Below are 15,186 nucleotides of genomic sequence, written 5' to 3'. Positions count from 1 at the left end.
GACGATTTTGGCAGGCTGCTGCATTATCGCCACTGTTGACCATTGCCTGCTAACCCTCTAATTTCAGGGGACAAATTTTGTTCGCCGAGAGTGCGGGGCAGGCGATGACCGGAACCGGTAAAACAGTCACACGAGTCGATTTGTGCGAGGCGGTCTACCAGAAGGTGGGATTGTCGCGCACTGAATCCTCGGCGTTTGTCGAACTTGTCTTGAAGGAAATCACCGACTGCCTGGAAAAGGGCGAAACGGTGAAGCTCTCGTCCTTCGGCTCCTTCATGGTGCGCAAGAAAGGCCAGCGCATCGGACGTAATCCGAAGACCGGCACCGAAGTGCCGATCTCGCCGCGGCGGGTGATGGTATTCAAGCCGTCGGCGATCCTGAAGCAGCGGATCAACGGCCACAACGGGTCGACCAACGGCGAAGGCAAGAGCGGATAATTCCTTCCTGGACGTGATGGCGTTTCTTCGAATCGTCATCCCGCGCTATCGTTGTTTGAGCGTGATCTCCGCGCTGGCGCATGGCGTTGTCGCGAGCGCGTTTGTGCGGATCATGCTCTAGGAGAAGGAGCGGGCATTTGGAAAAGGCGCCCGATGCATTCCGTACCATCAGCGAGGTAGCCGACGAGCTCGACATCCCCCAGCACGTGTTGCGTTTCTGGGAGACGCGGTTCGCGCAGATCAAGCCGATGAAGCGTAGCGGCGGCCGCCGCTACTATCGCCCCGACGATGTCGACCTGCTCAAGGGCATCCGCCGCCTGCTGTATGGCGAAGGCTATACGATCCGCGGCGTGCAGCGGATCCTGAAGGAGCACGGCATCAAGTCGGTCCAGGCGATCTCCGACCAGAGCGCGGCAATCTCCTTTGGCGCCGTCGAGGAGGCGATCGGCCAGAGCCTGCGGGAATCCGACGAGGAGGAGGAGACCGCCGGCCAGGATAACGATGCCGAGGACGAGGAATTTGATGACGGCAACGCCATAGAGATCGATTACCGCTTCGTCGACCCCGACGAGGACGGCATCCTCGCCCCGTTCAAGGGCCGGCAAGCGCCGGCTGCCCAGCCCACGCCGGCAGCCGCACCGGCCCGCGGCATCCCCGCCGCCGACCGCGAACGCCTGCAGCGCGCGCTCCAGGACCTGATCGGTTGCCGGGAGATGCTGGATTCGGCGATGAAGGACGGCGAAGGCCGGTAAATCGCCCCAGAGCATAACTATTGAAAGTTTGGTCGGAGCGAAAGGATTTGAACCTTCGACCCCTAGTCTCCCAGACTAGTGCGCTAACCGGGCTGCGCCACGCTCCGATGCCGTTCCATTAGCTGCGATCAGGGCTTCGCGCAAGGCGCGATCGGATTGAACTCGCCAAGTCCAGTCCTGCGCCCGCGATACGCCCTCAATCTTAGCCGCGAGCGCCAGCTTTTGGAACGCTACCGCAAAAACCGACCCGACGAAGCCGGTCAGCCCAGATTGAGGCAGATCAAGCTGAAGTTCCCGTCGGCGCCATAGCGTGGAGGAGCCTTTCGCCACCCGCCTGCGCCACCAGATCAGAGGCAAACGAACGTGCAGACCTTCTATTTCGACCAGAAAGACGGTGTTCCGATCCGCGACCGGATCGGGAAGCAGTTTTCATCGGATGCCGAAGCTATCGAATACAGCAAGATCCTCGCCGCACATTTCCGCAAAGAGGCTCCCACCGAACCGGACCTTGCGATCGTGGTCGTCAGCGAGTCAGGGCGCGAGATCCATCGCGAGCCGGTGCATCCGGCGGGGGCTTCCTAGAGCGTCTTTGGGCGGAGCATGTCCTCGGACTTGATCCGAGGGTGGATACCGGTTCGCGTGAAGAGAACGCGTCAAAACAAGAATCTAGAGCTTCGATTCTGATTCAATCAGGACCCGCGCAGATGTCGGGTTGCCTTCGGCTTCTGGGACACTTGCCGATAGTCTCGACCCGGAGATTGAAAACCAAAAGGGCGCGGTGATCGCGCCCTTTGTCCTGATGGCCTGCATAGCCCCGCCGGTGCGCGCTTGCATTTGGACGGTCAGTACCACCACCACCGCGGAATATATACCTCTTGATTTCCGTAGCGTATCACCGGCGCTACGGGCGGGCCGTATGGATCGACCCGGTCGTCCTCCGGACGATAACGATATCGTGGAACAATATAATAATCCCAGTAGGGAGTTTCCCTGATGATGGGCACCCTGACGATCGCCCTTGCCCGTGGTTCACGAACGACTCTGGCCTCCTGCGCATAGGCTGCAACGCTGAACGTCCCCAGGTTACACAGCACCAGCGCCGCTCCGAGAGCTACGGTTTTTATCCTCATTCCTCGGTCTCCTTGCCGGAAAGGCAAATTAACGAGCACCTGCTCATGATTGTTCCGTCTGCGCGGGGAGGGGCGCCCTCGGTGATCGGCGGCATCGCCAGCCGCATTGTCGAGCGCAGAGTAGCGCAACTCCGAGCGCAATCTATCGAAATTGAAAAGGCCGCCGGCATGGCTCCAGCGGCCTCCGCGCTTAATGTGGGTCGCTAGAGATCGATGCCGACAGCGATGTTGCGGCCTTGCAGTTCGGCGATCTTCATTCCCTCAGCCTGCAACTGCGCGAACTCCGGGTCCTTTGCCACGGCCTCCTGCACTTTGCCGTAAGCTTCCCAACTGGCGTAGCGCGTCGTAACCAGCCATTCTCCTGCCCACACGCCAGTGTGGAAACGGGACAGCCGAAGAAATTCGGCACCGTGTTTTTCAAAGATCTTCTTCGCCCGCCTGGCAATCTGGGTCATTTCCTCGGCCTTATCGGTTCTGAAACGAGTAAATTGCACGATCGACATGGGGCTACCTCCATCGTGATTTAAAATGTCTAAGAGGCATATATCGAGCGACATTTGAGGAGCGAACCTCAATGCAATCTCGATGAAGGTTTGTCTTCATCGACTTGGCCTTGGTTCAGGCTTCGCAATCGACACTGGCTAAAATAGGTGCGCCGTTTATCAAGACTTGAATTGCTGCCGGTGTGATCGACACGCAGCAAAGAGAGGAGGGTGCGAAGAGCCTCGCAACCTCATCCGTGTCCCTTTCAGCCTGCACCTTGATGTGGCCGGCGGAAGTGCGTGCCCCGGCGGATCGTGGGGATCGCGCCGGGGCGTCGCTCCCTCTCAACCGACCATTGGGCTAGGGGGCTGAGATGATCAGCGAGAGATCGCACATCCACCGAAGCACAACCGCTGCCGGGATGTGAGTGCAAATTGTGCCATTCAACTTGAATTTTAAGAAGCTTGCACAAAGAGCGCCTGGTTCTTCACTTGGCAAAAATAAAAAGCGACCAGTTCATTGCGGCGAGGTCTCTACGAGGGCGCCCGCAACGAACCTTATTGTGGCCGCTTCGCCTTTCTGATGTGTTCGACGGCCGTCAAATACGCTGCCACCTCGCAGGGTGTGTAAACTGCAACACACGAGACAAGCGCGAATCGCTGTAGACTCAAAACGGCGTCCTCAAACGCGCCTCCCTAGCCTTGAGCCCGTCGCAAATGGCGGGCTTCCTTCGAGAGGGCGCTCGGGTCGTTGGTGTTCGCGTCCGTGCACACCTGTGTGCACCAGGGGGGTCTCCGCATTCTTACTGACGCGAATTTCATTCCCTCGTTACATACTTCGGGATTTAATTGCCGCATCGTATTACCTGATCATATTTGCGAATGACCCGGCGGGCCGCACCTGCCGGGTTTTTCGTTCCTGTCCCGAGGGACCGTTTAATCTTTGAAGGCTCTAATCGACGGCTGGATCGTCAAGCGGTAAGCGATCGAGCTGTCGCCGTTGAAAATCTCCAGCGATGTGCCGCAAGCCGGGCAGCGATATTCGCCTGGCTCGCTCTTTCCGGATGACAGCTCGATCCTGCGGAAGCCTGCCCCACATTTAGGGCAGATCACGTCGTCTTTTTTCATCAGATCACCCTTCGGTCTATGCCACGCTTTACCCTGCGCTTGGCGGCAGAGCCATGATCTGAGAGTTACAAGTGTAACAACGTGCGGAGGCGCCCGACCAACCGTCGGTTCACGCTGGCGGGCCGCTCCAGTCCAAGCGACAAGTCGAAACTGGAGAACTGGTCAAGCTTTGCACAGCCAACCTTTCCTCGTTCAAGCGCCTTTCGACAAACCCGCGCTCAAGGTCCGAGAGATTGGTCCCAAGCAGCCGCCGATATCGGCTGATGTTGTTGGTATGGGCCCGCAGACGGGTGACTTTATCGTCGGTCATCCAGCCTCCAATGTGGAGAGGGAGTCAATTGTGAAGCTGTGGGAATGCCGTGGCTACCTAACCATCGATATGAGGCTGTCGCAGGCTCAGGCTCGGCCTCAACGTTGGTCCGCAAAATTGCGCCGCCGGGCTGGAAATACAGCGTCCCGGCGGCGTTTGTCTCAACTGGTGCCCTGAAATCCCAGTAACAGCATCTTAGCAAGACCATGCTACCTCGTGTGTGAAATGGTTCACACTTTTCGCGGTTTCCAAAAAAGCGGAGTCAAAGAACTCTGACCACGCCTGGGCGATTGGGGCTGGGGTCAAATCCCGCCGCTCCGACCATTCGTTGTCCGACGCTCCTTGACCTTGAGCCACACGCCCCCATGAGGGCGTAGCGTGATCGACGGAAATGGCGTCACCTTGCGGTCTGGCAGCCATTCCATGGAGAAACGTTGCGCCATGGTCGTCAGCACCAGGACGGCTTCCATCATGGCGAAACGCTGGCCGATGCAGACGCGCGGTCCGCCGCCGAACGGCATATAGGCGAAGCGGGGTAGCTTGCGCTCGAGGTCGCCCATCCAGCGTTCGGGGTGGAAAGTCTCCGGCTCCTCGAAATAATGCGGGTCGCGATGCAGGACCCATGGGATGATGAAGATGGTTGTCCCCGCTCCGAAAGAGTAGCCGCCAAGGTCGAACGCTTGCACGGATTCCCGGCCGATGGCCCACGCGGGCGGGTAAAGCCGCATCGCTTCCATCACGACGCTTTCCGTGAATTTCAGGCGCTGAACATCCTTGGCTGTGACGGGGCGATCGCCAACCACTTCGGCGATTTCCGCGGCCATGCGCGCCTCGGTGTCCGAATGCTGGCCGAGTAGAAACCATGTCCAGGAAAGTGCCAGGGCCGTGGTCTCGTGCCCTGCGAGAAGGAGCGTGATCGCCTCATCGCGAAGCAACGAGTCGCACACCGGTTTTCCTGCATGGTCGCGCGCTGCCATCAGACGCGACAGAAAGTCATTTCGATGTTCCACGCCGCTGGCGCGCCGTTCAGCGATCATGGACGAGACTACTCTTTCGATCGTCCGGATCGAGCGCCGGTATCTGAGGTGGCCGGGCAGCGGAAACGCGTCCGGAATAAGGATCGGGCGCTTGTAGCGCGATGCGATCTCCACGGTGAGGTCGTTGACCGCAATATCCATGTCGTGAATGTCTCGCTCCACCTCGGAATCGAAGAGCGTCTTGGCCGCGATCCGCAGCGTCAGTCCCATCATCTCGGGATGGATGTCGATGATCTCGCCATCTTGCCAGCCATCAAGCAACTGGTGAGCAAGGGCCACCATCGCGCCGTCGTAAGCAAGCAATTGCCGGCCGGCGAAGGCAGGCGCAGCCAAGCGACGCTGGCGGTGCCAAAGCTCGCCTTCACTGGTGAGCAGGCCTTTCCCGAACACCGCCGTCACATGGCGCCAGAAGAACTTGTGCTTGATGTAGTTTCGATGGTCCTCCAGGAGGACCTTCTCGATCGCAGGCAAATCGTTGATAAAAAGGGCCGGCCATCCGGCAAGATTGAGCGAGACGAAGTCGCCGTACCGATCCGCTAGTTCAGCAAAGAAGCCAAGCGGGTCCGCGCCGAGCGCTGGCAGATTTCCAACAAAGGGCAAGCCGCGCGGTCCCGGCGGCCGACGCGGCGGAGAGTGCCATCCGACGGCTGTTGGTGCGTCCACGCGAAAAATATCAGTCCTGCCGACGGCGGCGCCTGATCAGCCAATAGACACCGTAGCCAACGGCGAGGATCGGAAGGCCTGCGCCGGCGATCGGCCCGGGGGCTCCGCTGTAGTGACCCGGCTTGTTCTGACCGGGCGCGTCCTCGCAGTTCCCCCCGCCATTGCAGGCCTGCACGGGCGGGATGACCGTCGTCAGAGCGAGGGCCAAAATCGCGGCGGCAATGCCGAACCCGATCTTCATTTGACTTCTCCAATGCTGACTGGATATTAAATGTCAAAATTAAATACAGCATTAAATAAATAAATGATTTAAAATAGGTAATGTTCCCGTATATTTTTACCGCTTGGGCGCTCCGCGCGAAGTTGCTTGCCAGGTTCAGCCACGGTTTCAATTCCAGCCTATCGAGATGTTCGCTTGTTGACAGCTCGAGCTGCTCACGTACGTCAGCAGTAATCCTCCTGGTGCCATTGAGGTGCCGATCATGTGCGGAGAGCAGCGTCCGTTGATGCTGGCGAACAGGGCCATCTGCCTGCCGGGAACCTGCAATGTGTTCTGGCGTTCTATCCGCAAGAAGAGGAACCGCCATGGATAATCTGACCAAGAGGGATCAACGCGACCGCTCGAAGATCAACATGCACGAGGACTTCGAGGTCAAGTACTGGACCAGAGAACTCGGGGTAACGAGAAAGCAGCTCCAGAAGGCTGTCGACAAGGTTGGCAACAGCGCTGCCACGGTCCGGAAGGAGCTGGGGCAATGAAGATAGACGATCAGGCAATCCGGGCGCGCGCCTATCGATTGTGGGAAGCCGCGGGAAGCCCCGAAAATGAAGAAGAGCGCTTCTGGCACGAAGCGGAGCGCCAGCTGAAGGAAGAGCAAATCCAGCACGAACTGAAGACGCCGGATACCCTGTAGGCCGGACTTATCAGGTGCGGCCTAGATGCCAAGCACCCAAACGGCGACGATGGTGCCGAGCACGGCGAGACCGCTGATGGTCCAGCCGGTGACGTAGGCCCCCCTGCCAGCCTCGGGCTGATCGACCATGGTATCGTGCCAATCGGTCATGATGGCCTCCAATCCATTGCCTCCCCGACGTAGGTCGGCGCAGACGGCTCAAGGTTCAAAACGCAAAACGCGGCGCAGGTGCGCCGCGTTCCAATCGGTGTCCACCCTCGGATCAAGTCCGAGGCATGCTTCGTTCTAAAACGCGCTACCGTGCGCTTCGCTTGGGCTTGCGCACCGCGCGGACCTTGCCGCTGGTGCCGCCGCCGCAGAAGAACTGATCGCGTCCGTCGGACTCGAGCCCCGACACGCTGACGCCGGGCGGCAGCGCCAGGCGTTCCAGGGCCTCGCCCGTCTTGGGATCAATTCTGGTCAGATCGCCTTCGTCGCCTTCCCAGGTGCCGTGCCAGAGCTCGCCGTCGATCCAGGTGACGCCGGTGACGAAGCGGTTGGACTGGATGGTGCGGAGGATCGCTCCGGTTTTGGGATCGATCTGGTGGATCTTGCGCTCCCGGTACTGTCCGACCCAGAGCGTGCCCTCGGCCCAGGCCAGGCCTGAATCGCCGCCGCCGCCGGGCGAGGGGATCGTCGCGAGCACGCGGCCGCTTTTCGGATCGATCTTCTGGATGCGGTCCTCGGCGATCTGAAACAGATGCTGGCCATCGAACGCCGTTCCGGCATGCGCGGGCACATCGATCGAGCGCACCGTGTCCCCGCTCGCCGGGTCCATGCCGCTGATCCGGTCGCCGGACGCGAACCAGACGAGCTTGCCGTCGTAGGTCAGCCCATGGACGCTGTCGACGCCCGGGAAGGGCCCGTATTCGCGGATGATTTCGGCTGCTGACGTGATCATGCTTCCTCCTCGCTGTTCGAAACTGGAGGCACCCTAGCCATTCGGCACTGGCGCGGTGAGTAACAAGGTCGTCGCGAAACCCGGCAAAGGCGGGGTCACCCAGCGGCGTGCGCGCCCGCGGCCGAACGACTGCACCTTGTCTCTGGCCGCAAGCGCGTCGAGCGCCCGCTGCACGGTGCGCTGGCTGGCGCCGAGCGCCAGCGCCAGCGCCGAGCTCGACCATGACTCGCCGTCGGCCAGAAAGGCGAGCACCTCCGCATGCTCCTCTTCGACCGGGCGCGCCAGCACAACGATGTCGCGTGCCTGGTGCGGCACGAGTGCGAACCCTTGCTTGGTCGCGCTGACGTCGGCGAGCGTGCGCAGCATGCTGCGAAGCCGCCCGATCTCGACCCGCAGCCGCGCGCGATGCGATTCATCGGCATGCTTACCGCGGAATGCCTGTGCAATCAGCATCTCCCTGGTCACGTCGCTGGGCCAGGCTTCGGCCAGAGCGCGGGCGAGCGCGAACAGAACCGGACGTGTGGCAAGCGAAACCGTCATGTCCCTCTCGCGCACGACATAACGGCACGCATCCACGACCAGCGACTTCGACGCCAGCAACGCCTCGACCTCATCGAGCAGAAGCGGGCGCTCCTCGCCGCGTGCAACGAGGCGCGCCGCGGGTGTGCCGAGCAGAAGGGCCGCGCTTTCGACCTCGGCCGTTAGTGCAGGGATCCGTGCCTGACGTGCCGCGGCCTCGGCTCGCGCGAGTGCGGCGCGGGCTGGCTTGGTTCGGATGCGGCGCATCGCGATGCCCGCAACGACCAATTCGTGCGCGGCCCTGGAGGCCGGCGGGAAGGGCGCGGGATCAAGGTCGGCAAGCCTATGCTCGGCGTCATCGAGGCGTCCGATCAGCAGCATGCGGCGGATCTCAAGATAGCGCGCATGCGCGGCGTTGACGAAATCCTTGTGCGCTTCGAGCGTCGCGCGCGCGGCGTCGAGCGCCTTGGCGGGGAATCCGAGGTCGCGGGAGGCGAGCGCGACCTCGGCCTCCGCGACGACGCATCTGGCGCGCGCGATCGCCTCCTTCGGGCCGAAGGCGCGCGCGGCGCTGCGCAGCAGAGCCTTGGCGCGGACGAAATCGCCGAGCTGCGCCATCGCGATCCCGCGCAGTGCCAGCGCCGGCGCGTCCTCGCGCAGCGCCACGCGGTTCAATGCGCCGAGTGGATCGCCCATCGCGAGTGCGCGCGCGGCGGCCGTGATCAGCGAGTCCATGGCAATCCCGTCACACTTGTCACTCTCACCCCTTCAGCGCCCGGTCCTAGTCTACCTCACCGTTACAGACCAGTACGCAGCGAGGAGATCGGCTCATGGTCGACTGGACGATCCTTTCCCCAACATTCCTCACCGCCACGGTGGAGTGGGTGGAGGCCGTCGTCACAGTGCTGACGGTCGGCCCCGGCCCCGCGACGAGCGATATCGAGAACAGGGAACGACGATGACGGCGCATTGCCCAAAGCTCGACGTCGAGACCGCGAACGAGGCTTCGCCGTCGCAACGTTCGAGCGTCACAACGAAGATGTCGGCAGCCGATTGGTTATCGCTTGCGGCCGCGCCGACCTTCGCGGTCATGGCGTTGCTCACCGCCGTCGTCGGCGGCGCGCCCGATATGCTCTGCTCGCAAAGCACGTCGCCGTTCGCGGGAATGGTCCCGATGTACGTGCTGATGAGCGCGTTCCACTCGGGGCCGTGGCTGAGGCTGATCGCGAGGCGACGAAGCGGCTAGGTGAACGCGCCGCAACTGGATCGCGGCTTCGACATTCGCTAGTCTCGCTGTCACCGGCACAACAATCGCCGGGCGTCGATTTCCCGCCTTGTGGAATGGGACGCATCAACCAACAACAAGAAGCAGGGAAAGCGTCTCCAATGAAGGAATTTGCCGGGAAGATTGCCGTGATCACGGGCGGCGGCACGGGCATGGGGCGCGAACTCGCGCGGCAGCTCGTGGCGGAGGGGTGCAATGTCGCGATGTGCGACGTCTCGCTTGAGGCGATGGCGGAGACGAAGCGGCTCTGCGAAACCGAGAAGCTGCCGCAGGGATTGCGTGTCACCACCCATATCGCCGATGTCTCGATCGAGGATCACTACAAGCGCTTTCGCGACGAGGTGATCCAGCAGCAGGCGACCGACAATATCCACTTGTTGTTCAATAATGCCGGCATCGGCGGCGGTGGCAGCCTGTTCACCAATACGCGCGAGCAGTGGGAGCGCACCTTCAACATCTGCTGGGGCGGCGTCTATCTCGGTGTTCGCACCTTCCTGCCGCTCCTGCTGAAGGCGGACGAGGGGCATATCGTCAACACCTCCAGCGTCAACGGGTTCTGGGCGAGCGTCGGCATGGGCGTGGCGCACACTGCCTACAGCGCGGCGAAGTTCGCGGTGAAGGGATTCTCCGAGGCGCTGATGAACGACCTCAGGCTGAATGCGCCGCATATCAAGTGCTCGGTGGTAATCCCCGGCCATATCGGCACCTCGATCGTCTCCAACTCACGCAAGGTGCAGATCGGCACGGAATCCGACCAGCTCACCGAGCAGGAGATCCTGCAGGCGCGCCAGCGGATGAAGGGCGCAGGGATCGATGTCGATGCGATGTCGGACCTGGACATCCAGCAGGCCGCGCTTGATCGCGCGCGGACCTTTCATGATGATGCGCCGACCACGGCGGCCGCCGCGGCCAAAATCATCCTCGACGGCGTCAAGGCCGACCGCTGGCGCATCCTGGTCGGCGAGGACGCCCATGTGCTGGACGAGCGCGTGCGCCAGACGCCGGAACAGGCCTACACGCCGGAATTCCTGGAGCGCATCAAGGCGGACGTTGGCTGGCGGCTGGGTTAGCCGCGCGCAACTCGCGCACGAGGGCTGGGCTGATAGGCGAGCCGGGCGTGGCCGGCGCAATAGGGCAGGCCGTCGACCGGCCGGTTGCCGCAGAAGCGGAAATCGCTGGCATCAGGCGTCTCGACCGGCCAGCGGCAGCGCTGCTCATCCAGTTCGAGCAGCGAACAGCAATGGCCGTTCGCGATCGGCTCTTCCGGCGGCGCCTCGCCGTATTCGGCCTGCAGCATCCGGATCTGATGCCGCACTGTCCTCGCGCGCGGCGCACGGGGCGAGGCTTTCCGCGCCGGTCGTGTGGCGTCGTCGTCGCGCGGCTCCCGTGTCAGATTGAGACGGGAGAGCTTGCCGATCACCGCGTTGCGGCTGACGCCGATGTCGACGGCGATCTCGCGGCAGGTCAGTCCGGCATCGAAGCAGCGCTTGAGCTGTTCGACGCGTTCGGGGGTCCAGATCGATAGGATGGCGGTCATGGCGATGGTCCCAGGTTGCCGGAAAGTTTCCGGGTTGGCTTGACCACCCTTCAGCCGGACCGTCTGACGCCTCACTTCACGGCTTGCCGTTGTCGCGGATCGACAACAGCCCATCCTTGATAGCGAGGCGGATGCCTTCCTCGATCAAGGTCCGGGCGACGCCGGGGACGCTGGTGCCATGGGTACCCTGTCTCACCAGCTTCTCCATGTAAGCGATGGTCGAGAGCGCCAAAGTGACGGGAATGCGATCGGTCTCGGCTTTCTCCGTGGCCATGGCAAAACGCTAGCCTTTTACGCCTGTACAGAAAAGTATCTATTCAGACTCTATTTAGTTTTACACCGGTGAGTCAAATTGATTCGCTTTTCGCGCGCTATCCTATTGTAAAATAATGAGAAAATTTCATCGTGGTCTGGGGATAACGCGCGCGCCCCGTGTACAGCGCCCAGAGCCAGGCGGCGAGGGCGCGGCGAAACGCGCGAGGATTTCACGATTTATGGGATTGCTTCCTGTCACCCAGGCCGACGATGATGCGGTCTGGAATTCGGGCGCAATGACAGTAACGAACGGGCTCTACACCATTCAGATCGAGATGACCGAGGGCGGGCAGGGCCGCGCCAACGGCGTCATCGTGCTGCACGACGGCAGGATCGCGGGCGGAGATTCGTATTTCTACTACTCGGGCTCCTACAGCGCCGATCACGGCAAATGGCGCGGCGAGCTCACCACCAGCGAGCACACCAAGTCCGCCGGCGTCCTGCCGTTGTTCGGCGGGCGCGATGTGACCTGCGGTTTCACCGGTCTTTATTCGGCTGACACCGCGCAGGTCAGTGGAACGGCGCTGGTCGGAAAGACCAGCGTCATGTTCGTGGCCAGGCTGATGCTGCGATCGAAGCTATGAGGCGTAGATCATGATCCGATTAGACGGAATCGGATCATGATCTCCTCTCTTTGTTTGAGCATGACCTTTTCGGAAAACCGGTTTCCACTTTTCCGGATCATGCTCTAGGACGCCTCGACCTCGACTTTCACAGGAAATTTCTGCAGCAACCGGCCGGCCGTCTCCGCCTTGTCGGGCGCGGCGCTGACGCGCAGATAAAGCCCGCGCGACGGATCGGTGATCGCTTCCACGTTCACCTCCTTGGCGAGGCCTTCCGCGGCAAGCAATTCGCGCGCGGCGTCTCCGGCGGCGATCTCGCGCAGCTTCGGCTTGAAGATTTTGCCGACCGGCGTCACCGGCATTTCCGAGATCACCGAGACCGCGCGCGGCCGCGCCGGCGGCTCGGGGATGTTCTCCTGGACGAACGCGGCAAGCGCCTGCGGATCGACCTGGACGCCGGGCTGGGTCGACACGAACAGCATCGGCACCTCGCCCGCGTAAGCGTCGGGGCGGCCGACCGCCGCGGCGAGCGCGACGCCCGGAAACTGCAGCGCCGCGTCCTCGATCGAGCGCGGATCGATGTTGTGGCCGCCGCGGATGATCACGTCCTTGGCGCGGCCCATGATGTAGACGAAGCCGTCGGCGTCGATCCGGCAGATGTCTCCGGTGCGCAGCCAGCCATCGTGGAAAGCGTCTTCGGTCTGCTTCTTGTCGACATAGCCCGCGAACACCTGCGGCCCGCGGGTCAAGAGTTCGCCGACCGGCGAAGGCCACGGGCCGGTGTGCAGCTTGCCGCCCGCGAGGATCGCAAGCTCGACCAGCGGATTGCGGGTGCCGACGGCTTCGGGCCGCGGCTTGATGCCGTGGACGTCATGGGTGATGGCGCCGGCAAGCTCGGTCATGCCGTAGAGCTGCTGGATGCAGGGGCCGCCCCAGGCCGCAAGATAGCGGCGCTCGATCTCCAGCGGGCAGATCGAGGCGCCGGTGGCGGTCACCCGCAGGGACGAGATGTCGGCGTCGCCGACCGGGACGCCTGCGATGGCGCCAAGCGCGGTCGGGACATTGCCGTTGACGTTGACGCGGTACTTCTCGACGATCTTCCAGAAATTCGTGATCAGCGCCGGATCGCGTGCGCCGGCGGGGCCGGGGATGAACATGGTCGCGCCGGCCGACAGGCTGTTGGCGACCGTGCAGAACAGGCCGCCGACATGGAACAGCGGCAGCGTGACCGTGCAGCGCTCGCCCTTTCGGAAGTCGAGCGCCATGCGCGACGAGACCGTGGAAGCGACCATCGCGCGGTTGGTGAGCCGAGCCACCTTGGGATGACCGGTGGTGCCGCCGGTCGGCAGCATCACGGCGACGCGGTCGGCTTCGGAAAAATCCTTCGACTGGCCGTAATCGTCACGCCACGCCGGATCGGGCTTGAGCACCTCACCATCGAACGAGATGGTGCCGTCGAGCGGCCCGATCACGATGCGCTTCAGCGACGGCACGTCGCCCTGCAGGCCCTCGATCTTCTCGTAGAGCCCGCCCGGCATGCCCGGTGGCGGCGCCAGCAGCAGTTTTGCCTTGATGGCATTGAGCTGGGCGATGATGGCCTCGCGTGTGAACAGCAGATTGAGCGGCTCGGCGATGCCGCAGGCGGCCGCGCCCCAGATCGCGGCGATCGCGGCCGGGCAACTCGGCAGCAGGATCGCGACCGCATCCTCCTTGCCGATACCCTCACGACGGAAGAAGTTTTCCGCCGCCTTGACCGCGCCCATGAGCTGATCGTTCGAGAGGGTGACCGGATTGGGATCGAGCGGCGAGCGCAGATAGATGACGGCTTCCGCATTGGGATCGCCGAGCGGGCCACGGGCGATCAGATCGAGGATGCGCGGGCAGGCGGCAAGCTCCTGCCGCATTTCCTGTTCGCGGGCGGCTTCTTCGGCCGGCGATAGCCTCTCTTTCAGCATGTGTCTCCCTGTCGTTTTTGTTTTCGTTATTTGATTGTATCGGGTCGATTGTATCGAGCGCAGCTTGCGAAGCACAAGTGCGGCAATCGGTCATTCCCGGGCGAAGCCTAGCATCGAACCCGGAGATCTTGCGGTCACGAAACAGAGCACGCCGGCGATTCCGGGCTCGCACTTTCGTGCGCCCCGGAATGACCGCGGCAGGTCAACCGTGCGCGATCGCCTTTGCGATCATGCAGTGGATACCTTTGGCACCGTTGACGGTCTGCGTTACCCGCAGATCGGCGGCGAGGCTGCACAGCGTGTACGCATCCTCGCGCGACAGATTCCGCTTCTCTCCGAGCAGCGCGATCATGTCGCGCAGCGCGCGCACCACGCATTGGTCGAGGTCGGGGTCCATCGCCATCGTCATGTAGTGATCGGCGGTCTCGGCCCGGGGATAGTTGAGCCGCAGGTCCTTGCGCAGCGTCAATTTGAAGCGGCCCTGCAGCGCGGTCTCGATCGCGGTGACGCAGACCTCGCCGTCGCCCTGTACACCATGGCCGTCGCCGCACGAGAACAGCGCGCCGGGCACGAACACCGGCAAATAGAGCTTGGCGCCCCGTCCGAGCTCCTTGTTGTCGAGATTGCCGCCCATCGCGCGCGGGATCAGTGAGGTGATGCGGCCCCAGGCCGGCGGCGGCGCCACGCCCATCACGCCGAAGAACGGTTTCAGCGGCAGCTCCAATCCCCAGGGCAGGCGGCCGACCATGCGCTCGCGGTCAAGCGGGATGTTGAGGATGCGCGGCTCGTGGAAATCATCGGGCAGGGTGCCGGAGAGAGGTTTGATCAGGTTGTAGCCCCAATCCTGCCGCAGCCCGACGTCAAGGATATCGACCTCCAGCACATCGCCGGGCTCGGCGCCCTCGACCGCGATCGGGCCGGTGAGGATGTGGCCCGGCAGCATCCGCTCGGACCTCGCATGGATGTCCGCAAGCTCCGGCGGAATGTGAAATTTGGTCCGGTCGGGCACCACGTCGGGGCCGCCGCTGACGGTGTCGATGGTGACCTCGTCGCCGCTCTTGATCGCGAGCACCGGCTTGAGTTTTGCTTCGAAGAAGCCCCAGTGGCAGGTCTCGGGGCTCGCAGGGAGATGATGGTGTGTCATGGGATTTCTCGGGCGAGCATGTAACGTGTGACGCGCATTGCATTTAGAATGGGCTTTTGCAGTCAGATCAATCGT

Annotated in this window: 21 protein-coding genes and 1 tRNA gene; 9 read left to right on the top strand and 13 right to left on the bottom strand. The window is 62.5% G+C overall.

The window, feature by feature from the left end; genetic code table 11:
* The first annotated feature begins 104 nt into the window (after positions 1-104).
* Together ACZXDY_RS05015 and ACZXDY_RS05010 are read left to right on the top strand one after the other, a co-directional pair.
* The gene (locus ACZXDY_RS05015) at positions 105-437 is read left to right on the top strand and encodes an integration host factor subunit alpha (protein WP_028162876.1); all 333 of its coding nucleotides are present in this window, start codon (positions 105-107) and stop codon (positions 435-437) included.
* Between the two features lie 137 nt (positions 438-574).
* Complete coding sequence (locus ACZXDY_RS05010) at positions 575-1,189, top strand: MerR family transcriptional regulator (RefSeq protein WP_464344726.1); 615 nt, start codon at positions 575-577, stop codon at positions 1,187-1,189.
* Between the two features lie 29 nt (positions 1,190-1,218).
* Here ACZXDY_RS05010 and ACZXDY_RS05005 read toward each other — a convergent pair.
* A tRNA-Pro gene (locus ACZXDY_RS05005) sits at positions 1,219-1,296 on the bottom strand.
* 256 nt (positions 1,297-1,552) lie between these two features.
* Between ACZXDY_RS05005 and ACZXDY_RS05000 the strand changes: the two genes are divergently transcribed.
* The gene (locus tag ACZXDY_RS05000; protein WP_464344725.1) at positions 1,553-1,771 is read left to right on the top strand and encodes a DUF6894 family protein; all 219 of its coding nucleotides are present in this window, start codon (positions 1,553-1,555) and stop codon (positions 1,769-1,771) included.
* 260 nt (positions 1,772-2,031) lie between these two features.
* On the opposite strand, the gene ACZXDY_RS04995 is transcribed toward ACZXDY_RS05000, so the two are convergent.
* The 5 genes from ACZXDY_RS04995 to ACZXDY_RS04975 form a co-directional block, all read right to left on the bottom strand.
* On the bottom strand, positions 2,032-2,319 hold the full coding sequence (locus tag ACZXDY_RS04995; RefSeq protein WP_464344724.1) for a hypothetical protein: 288 nt from the start codon (positions 2,317-2,319) through the stop codon (positions 2,032-2,034).
* A 203-nt stretch (positions 2,320-2,522) separates the two neighbouring features.
* The gene (locus tag ACZXDY_RS04990) at positions 2,523-2,822 is read right to left on the bottom strand and encodes a hypothetical protein (RefSeq protein WP_464344723.1); all 300 of its coding nucleotides are present in this window, start codon (positions 2,820-2,822) and stop codon (positions 2,523-2,525) included.
* A 915-nt stretch (positions 2,823-3,737) separates the two neighbouring features.
* Positions 3,738-3,929 carry a hypothetical protein gene (locus ACZXDY_RS04985; protein ID WP_028162873.1) on the bottom strand — a complete coding sequence of 64 codons (192 nt, stop codon included), beginning with the start codon at positions 3,927-3,929 and terminating at the stop codon, positions 3,738-3,740.
* A 612-nt stretch (positions 3,930-4,541) separates the two neighbouring features.
* The gene (locus tag ACZXDY_RS04980) at positions 4,542-5,939 is read right to left on the bottom strand and encodes a cytochrome P450 (protein WP_464344722.1); all 1,398 of its coding nucleotides are present in this window, start codon (positions 5,937-5,939) and stop codon (positions 4,542-4,544) included.
* A 10-nt stretch (positions 5,940-5,949) separates the two neighbouring features.
* On the bottom strand, positions 5,950-6,180 hold the full coding sequence (locus tag ACZXDY_RS04975) for a hypothetical protein (protein ID WP_028162872.1): 231 nt from the start codon (positions 6,178-6,180) through the stop codon (positions 5,950-5,952).
* 344 nt (positions 6,181-6,524) lie between these two features.
* On the opposite strand from ACZXDY_RS04975, the gene ACZXDY_RS04970 reads away from it, so the two are divergent.
* Both ACZXDY_RS04970 and ACZXDY_RS04965 read left to right on the top strand, forming a co-directional pair.
* Positions 6,525-6,698 (top strand): DUF3606 domain-containing protein, encoded by a 174-nt coding sequence (locus ACZXDY_RS04970; protein WP_464344721.1) that lies wholly within the window; start codon positions 6,525-6,527, stop codon positions 6,696-6,698.
* The gene (locus ACZXDY_RS04965) at positions 6,695-6,853 is read left to right on the top strand and encodes a DUF2934 domain-containing protein (RefSeq protein WP_080663625.1); all 159 of its coding nucleotides are present in this window, start codon (positions 6,695-6,697) and stop codon (positions 6,851-6,853) included. The genes ACZXDY_RS04970 and ACZXDY_RS04965 overlap by 4 nt, the downstream gene beginning before the upstream one ends.
* 21 nt (positions 6,854-6,874) lie before the next feature.
* On the opposite strand, the gene ACZXDY_RS04960 is transcribed toward ACZXDY_RS04965, so the two are convergent.
* From ACZXDY_RS04960 to ACZXDY_RS04950, 3 genes are all read right to left on the bottom strand, one after another.
* A complete protein-coding gene (locus tag ACZXDY_RS04960) occupies positions 6,875-7,003 on the bottom strand; it encodes a hypothetical protein (protein WP_464344720.1) in 129 nt (42 codons plus the stop codon).
* A 145-nt stretch (positions 7,004-7,148) separates the two neighbouring features.
* Complete coding sequence (locus ACZXDY_RS04955; protein WP_464344719.1) at positions 7,149-7,793, bottom strand: Vgb family protein; 645 nt, start codon at positions 7,791-7,793, stop codon at positions 7,149-7,151.
* 33 nt (positions 7,794-7,826) lie between these two features.
* Positions 7,827-9,047: a helix-turn-helix domain-containing protein gene (locus tag ACZXDY_RS04950; RefSeq protein WP_464344718.1), complete on the bottom strand. Its 1,221-nt coding sequence runs from the start codon at positions 9,045-9,047 to the stop codon at positions 7,827-7,829.
* A 95-nt stretch (positions 9,048-9,142) separates the two neighbouring features.
* Between ACZXDY_RS04950 and ACZXDY_RS04945 the strand changes: the two genes are divergently transcribed.
* The 3 genes from ACZXDY_RS04945 to ACZXDY_RS04935 all read left to right on the top strand — a co-directional run bounded on the left by ACZXDY_RS04945 (position 9,143) and on the right by ACZXDY_RS04935 (position 10,667).
* Positions 9,143-9,274, top strand: a complete 132-nt coding sequence (locus tag ACZXDY_RS04945; protein ID WP_283806994.1) for a hypothetical protein — start codon at positions 9,143-9,145, stop codon at positions 9,272-9,274.
* A complete protein-coding gene (locus ACZXDY_RS04940; RefSeq protein WP_464344717.1) occupies positions 9,271-9,558 on the top strand; it encodes a hypothetical protein in 288 nt (95 codons plus the stop codon). Before ACZXDY_RS04945 ends, ACZXDY_RS04940 begins: the two co-directional genes overlap by 4 nt.
* 140 nt (positions 9,559-9,698) lie before the next feature.
* Positions 9,699-10,667 (top strand): SDR family oxidoreductase, encoded by a 969-nt coding sequence (locus ACZXDY_RS04935; protein WP_464344716.1) that lies wholly within the window; start codon positions 9,699-9,701, stop codon positions 10,665-10,667.
* On the opposite strand, the gene ACZXDY_RS04930 is transcribed toward ACZXDY_RS04935, so the two are convergent.
* Together ACZXDY_RS04930 and ACZXDY_RS04925 are read right to left on the bottom strand one after the other, a co-directional pair.
* Entirely contained in the window at positions 10,664-11,134 is a 471-nt protein-coding gene (locus ACZXDY_RS04930; RefSeq protein WP_028162868.1) for a GcrA family cell cycle regulator, read from the bottom strand. The two genes, ACZXDY_RS04935 and ACZXDY_RS04930, sit on opposite strands and share 4 nt — an antisense overlap.
* A 76-nt stretch (positions 11,135-11,210) precedes the next feature.
* Entirely contained in the window at positions 11,211-11,408 is a 198-nt protein-coding gene (locus ACZXDY_RS04925; protein ID WP_027580595.1) for a hypothetical protein, read from the bottom strand.
* 220 nt (positions 11,409-11,628) lie between these two features.
* Here ACZXDY_RS04925 and ACZXDY_RS04920 point away from each other — a divergent pair, with 220 nt between their 5' ends.
* Positions 11,629-12,033, top strand: coding sequence for a GrlR family regulatory protein (locus ACZXDY_RS04920; RefSeq protein ID WP_464344715.1), 405 nt, complete (start codon positions 11,629-11,631; stop codon positions 12,031-12,033).
* Between the two features lie 104 nt (positions 12,034-12,137).
* Here the strand turns inward: ACZXDY_RS04920 and ACZXDY_RS04915 are convergent, their stop codons facing one another.
* Both ACZXDY_RS04915 and ACZXDY_RS04910 read right to left on the bottom strand, forming a co-directional pair.
* Positions 12,138-13,967, bottom strand: coding sequence for an AMP-binding protein (locus ACZXDY_RS04915; RefSeq protein WP_464344714.1), 1,830 nt, complete (start codon positions 13,965-13,967; stop codon positions 12,138-12,140).
* 202 nt (positions 13,968-14,169) lie between these two features.
* A complete protein-coding gene (locus tag ACZXDY_RS04910; RefSeq protein ID WP_464344713.1) occupies positions 14,170-15,111 on the bottom strand; it encodes an acetamidase/formamidase family protein in 942 nt (313 codons plus the stop codon).
* Between the last annotated feature and the right edge of the window lie 75 nt (positions 15,112-15,186).

Source organism: Bradyrhizobium sp. LeoB3 (genome assembly GCF_055456055.1).
The sequence above is the reverse complement of the archived record's forward strand: the minus strand, read 5'-3'. Positions and strand labels throughout refer to the sequence as shown.

What these genes read in the sequence shown, in the direction of transcription:
- ACZXDY_RS05015 (WP_028162876.1), top strand. Translation starts at nt 105, where the DNA reads ATGACCGGAACCGGTAAAACAGTCACACGAGTCGATTTGTGCGAGGCG.
- ACZXDY_RS04995 (WP_464344724.1), bottom strand. Translation starts at nt 2,319, where the DNA reads ATGAGGATAAAAACCGTAGCTCTCGGAGCGGCGCTGGTGCTGTGTAAC.
- ACZXDY_RS04990 (WP_464344723.1), bottom strand. Translation starts at nt 2,822, where the DNA reads ATGTCGATCGTGCAATTTACTCGTTTCAGAACCGATAAGGCCGAGGAA.
- ACZXDY_RS04985 (WP_028162873.1), bottom strand. Translation starts at nt 3,929, where the DNA reads ATGAAAAAAGACGACGTGATCTGCCCTAAATGTGGGGCAGGCTTCCGC.
- ACZXDY_RS04975 (WP_028162872.1), bottom strand. Translation starts at nt 6,180, where the DNA reads ATGAAGATCGGGTTCGGCATTGCCGCCGCGATTTTGGCCCTCGCTCTG.
- ACZXDY_RS04970 (WP_464344721.1), top strand. Translation starts at nt 6,525, where the DNA reads ATGGATAATCTGACCAAGAGGGATCAACGCGACCGCTCGAAGATCAAC.
- ACZXDY_RS04965 (WP_080663625.1), top strand. Translation starts at nt 6,695, where the DNA reads ATGAAGATAGACGATCAGGCAATCCGGGCGCGCGCCTATCGATTGTGG.
- ACZXDY_RS04960 (WP_464344720.1), bottom strand. Translation starts at nt 7,003, where the DNA reads ATGACCGATTGGCACGATACCATGGTCGATCAGCCCGAGGCTGGCAGG.
- ACZXDY_RS04955 (WP_464344719.1), bottom strand. Translation starts at nt 7,793, where the DNA reads ATGATCACGTCAGCAGCCGAAATCATCCGCGAATACGGGCCCTTCCCG.
- ACZXDY_RS04950 (WP_464344718.1), bottom strand. Translation starts at nt 9,047, where the DNA reads ATGGACTCGCTGATCACGGCCGCCGCGCGCGCACTCGCGATGGGCGAT.
- ACZXDY_RS04945 (WP_283806994.1), top strand. Translation starts at nt 9,143, where the DNA reads ATGGTCGACTGGACGATCCTTTCCCCAACATTCCTCACCGCCACGGTG.
- ACZXDY_RS04940 (WP_464344717.1), top strand. Translation starts at nt 9,271, where the DNA reads ATGACGGCGCATTGCCCAAAGCTCGACGTCGAGACCGCGAACGAGGCT.
- ACZXDY_RS04935 (WP_464344716.1), top strand. Translation starts at nt 9,699, where the DNA reads ATGAAGGAATTTGCCGGGAAGATTGCCGTGATCACGGGCGGCGGCACG.
- ACZXDY_RS04930 (WP_028162868.1), bottom strand. Translation starts at nt 11,134, where the DNA reads ATGACCGCCATCCTATCGATCTGGACCCCCGAACGCGTCGAACAGCTC.
- ACZXDY_RS04925 (WP_027580595.1), bottom strand. Translation starts at nt 11,408, where the DNA reads ATGGCCACGGAGAAAGCCGAGACCGATCGCATTCCCGTCACTTTGGCG.
- ACZXDY_RS04920 (WP_464344715.1), top strand. Translation starts at nt 11,629, where the DNA reads ATGGGATTGCTTCCTGTCACCCAGGCCGACGATGATGCGGTCTGGAAT.
- ACZXDY_RS04915 (WP_464344714.1), bottom strand. Translation starts at nt 13,967, where the DNA reads ATGCTGAAAGAGAGGCTATCGCCGGCCGAAGAAGCCGCCCGCGAACAG.
- ACZXDY_RS04910 (WP_464344713.1), bottom strand. Translation starts at nt 15,111, where the DNA reads ATGACACACCATCATCTCCCTGCGAGCCCCGAGACCTGCCACTGGGGC.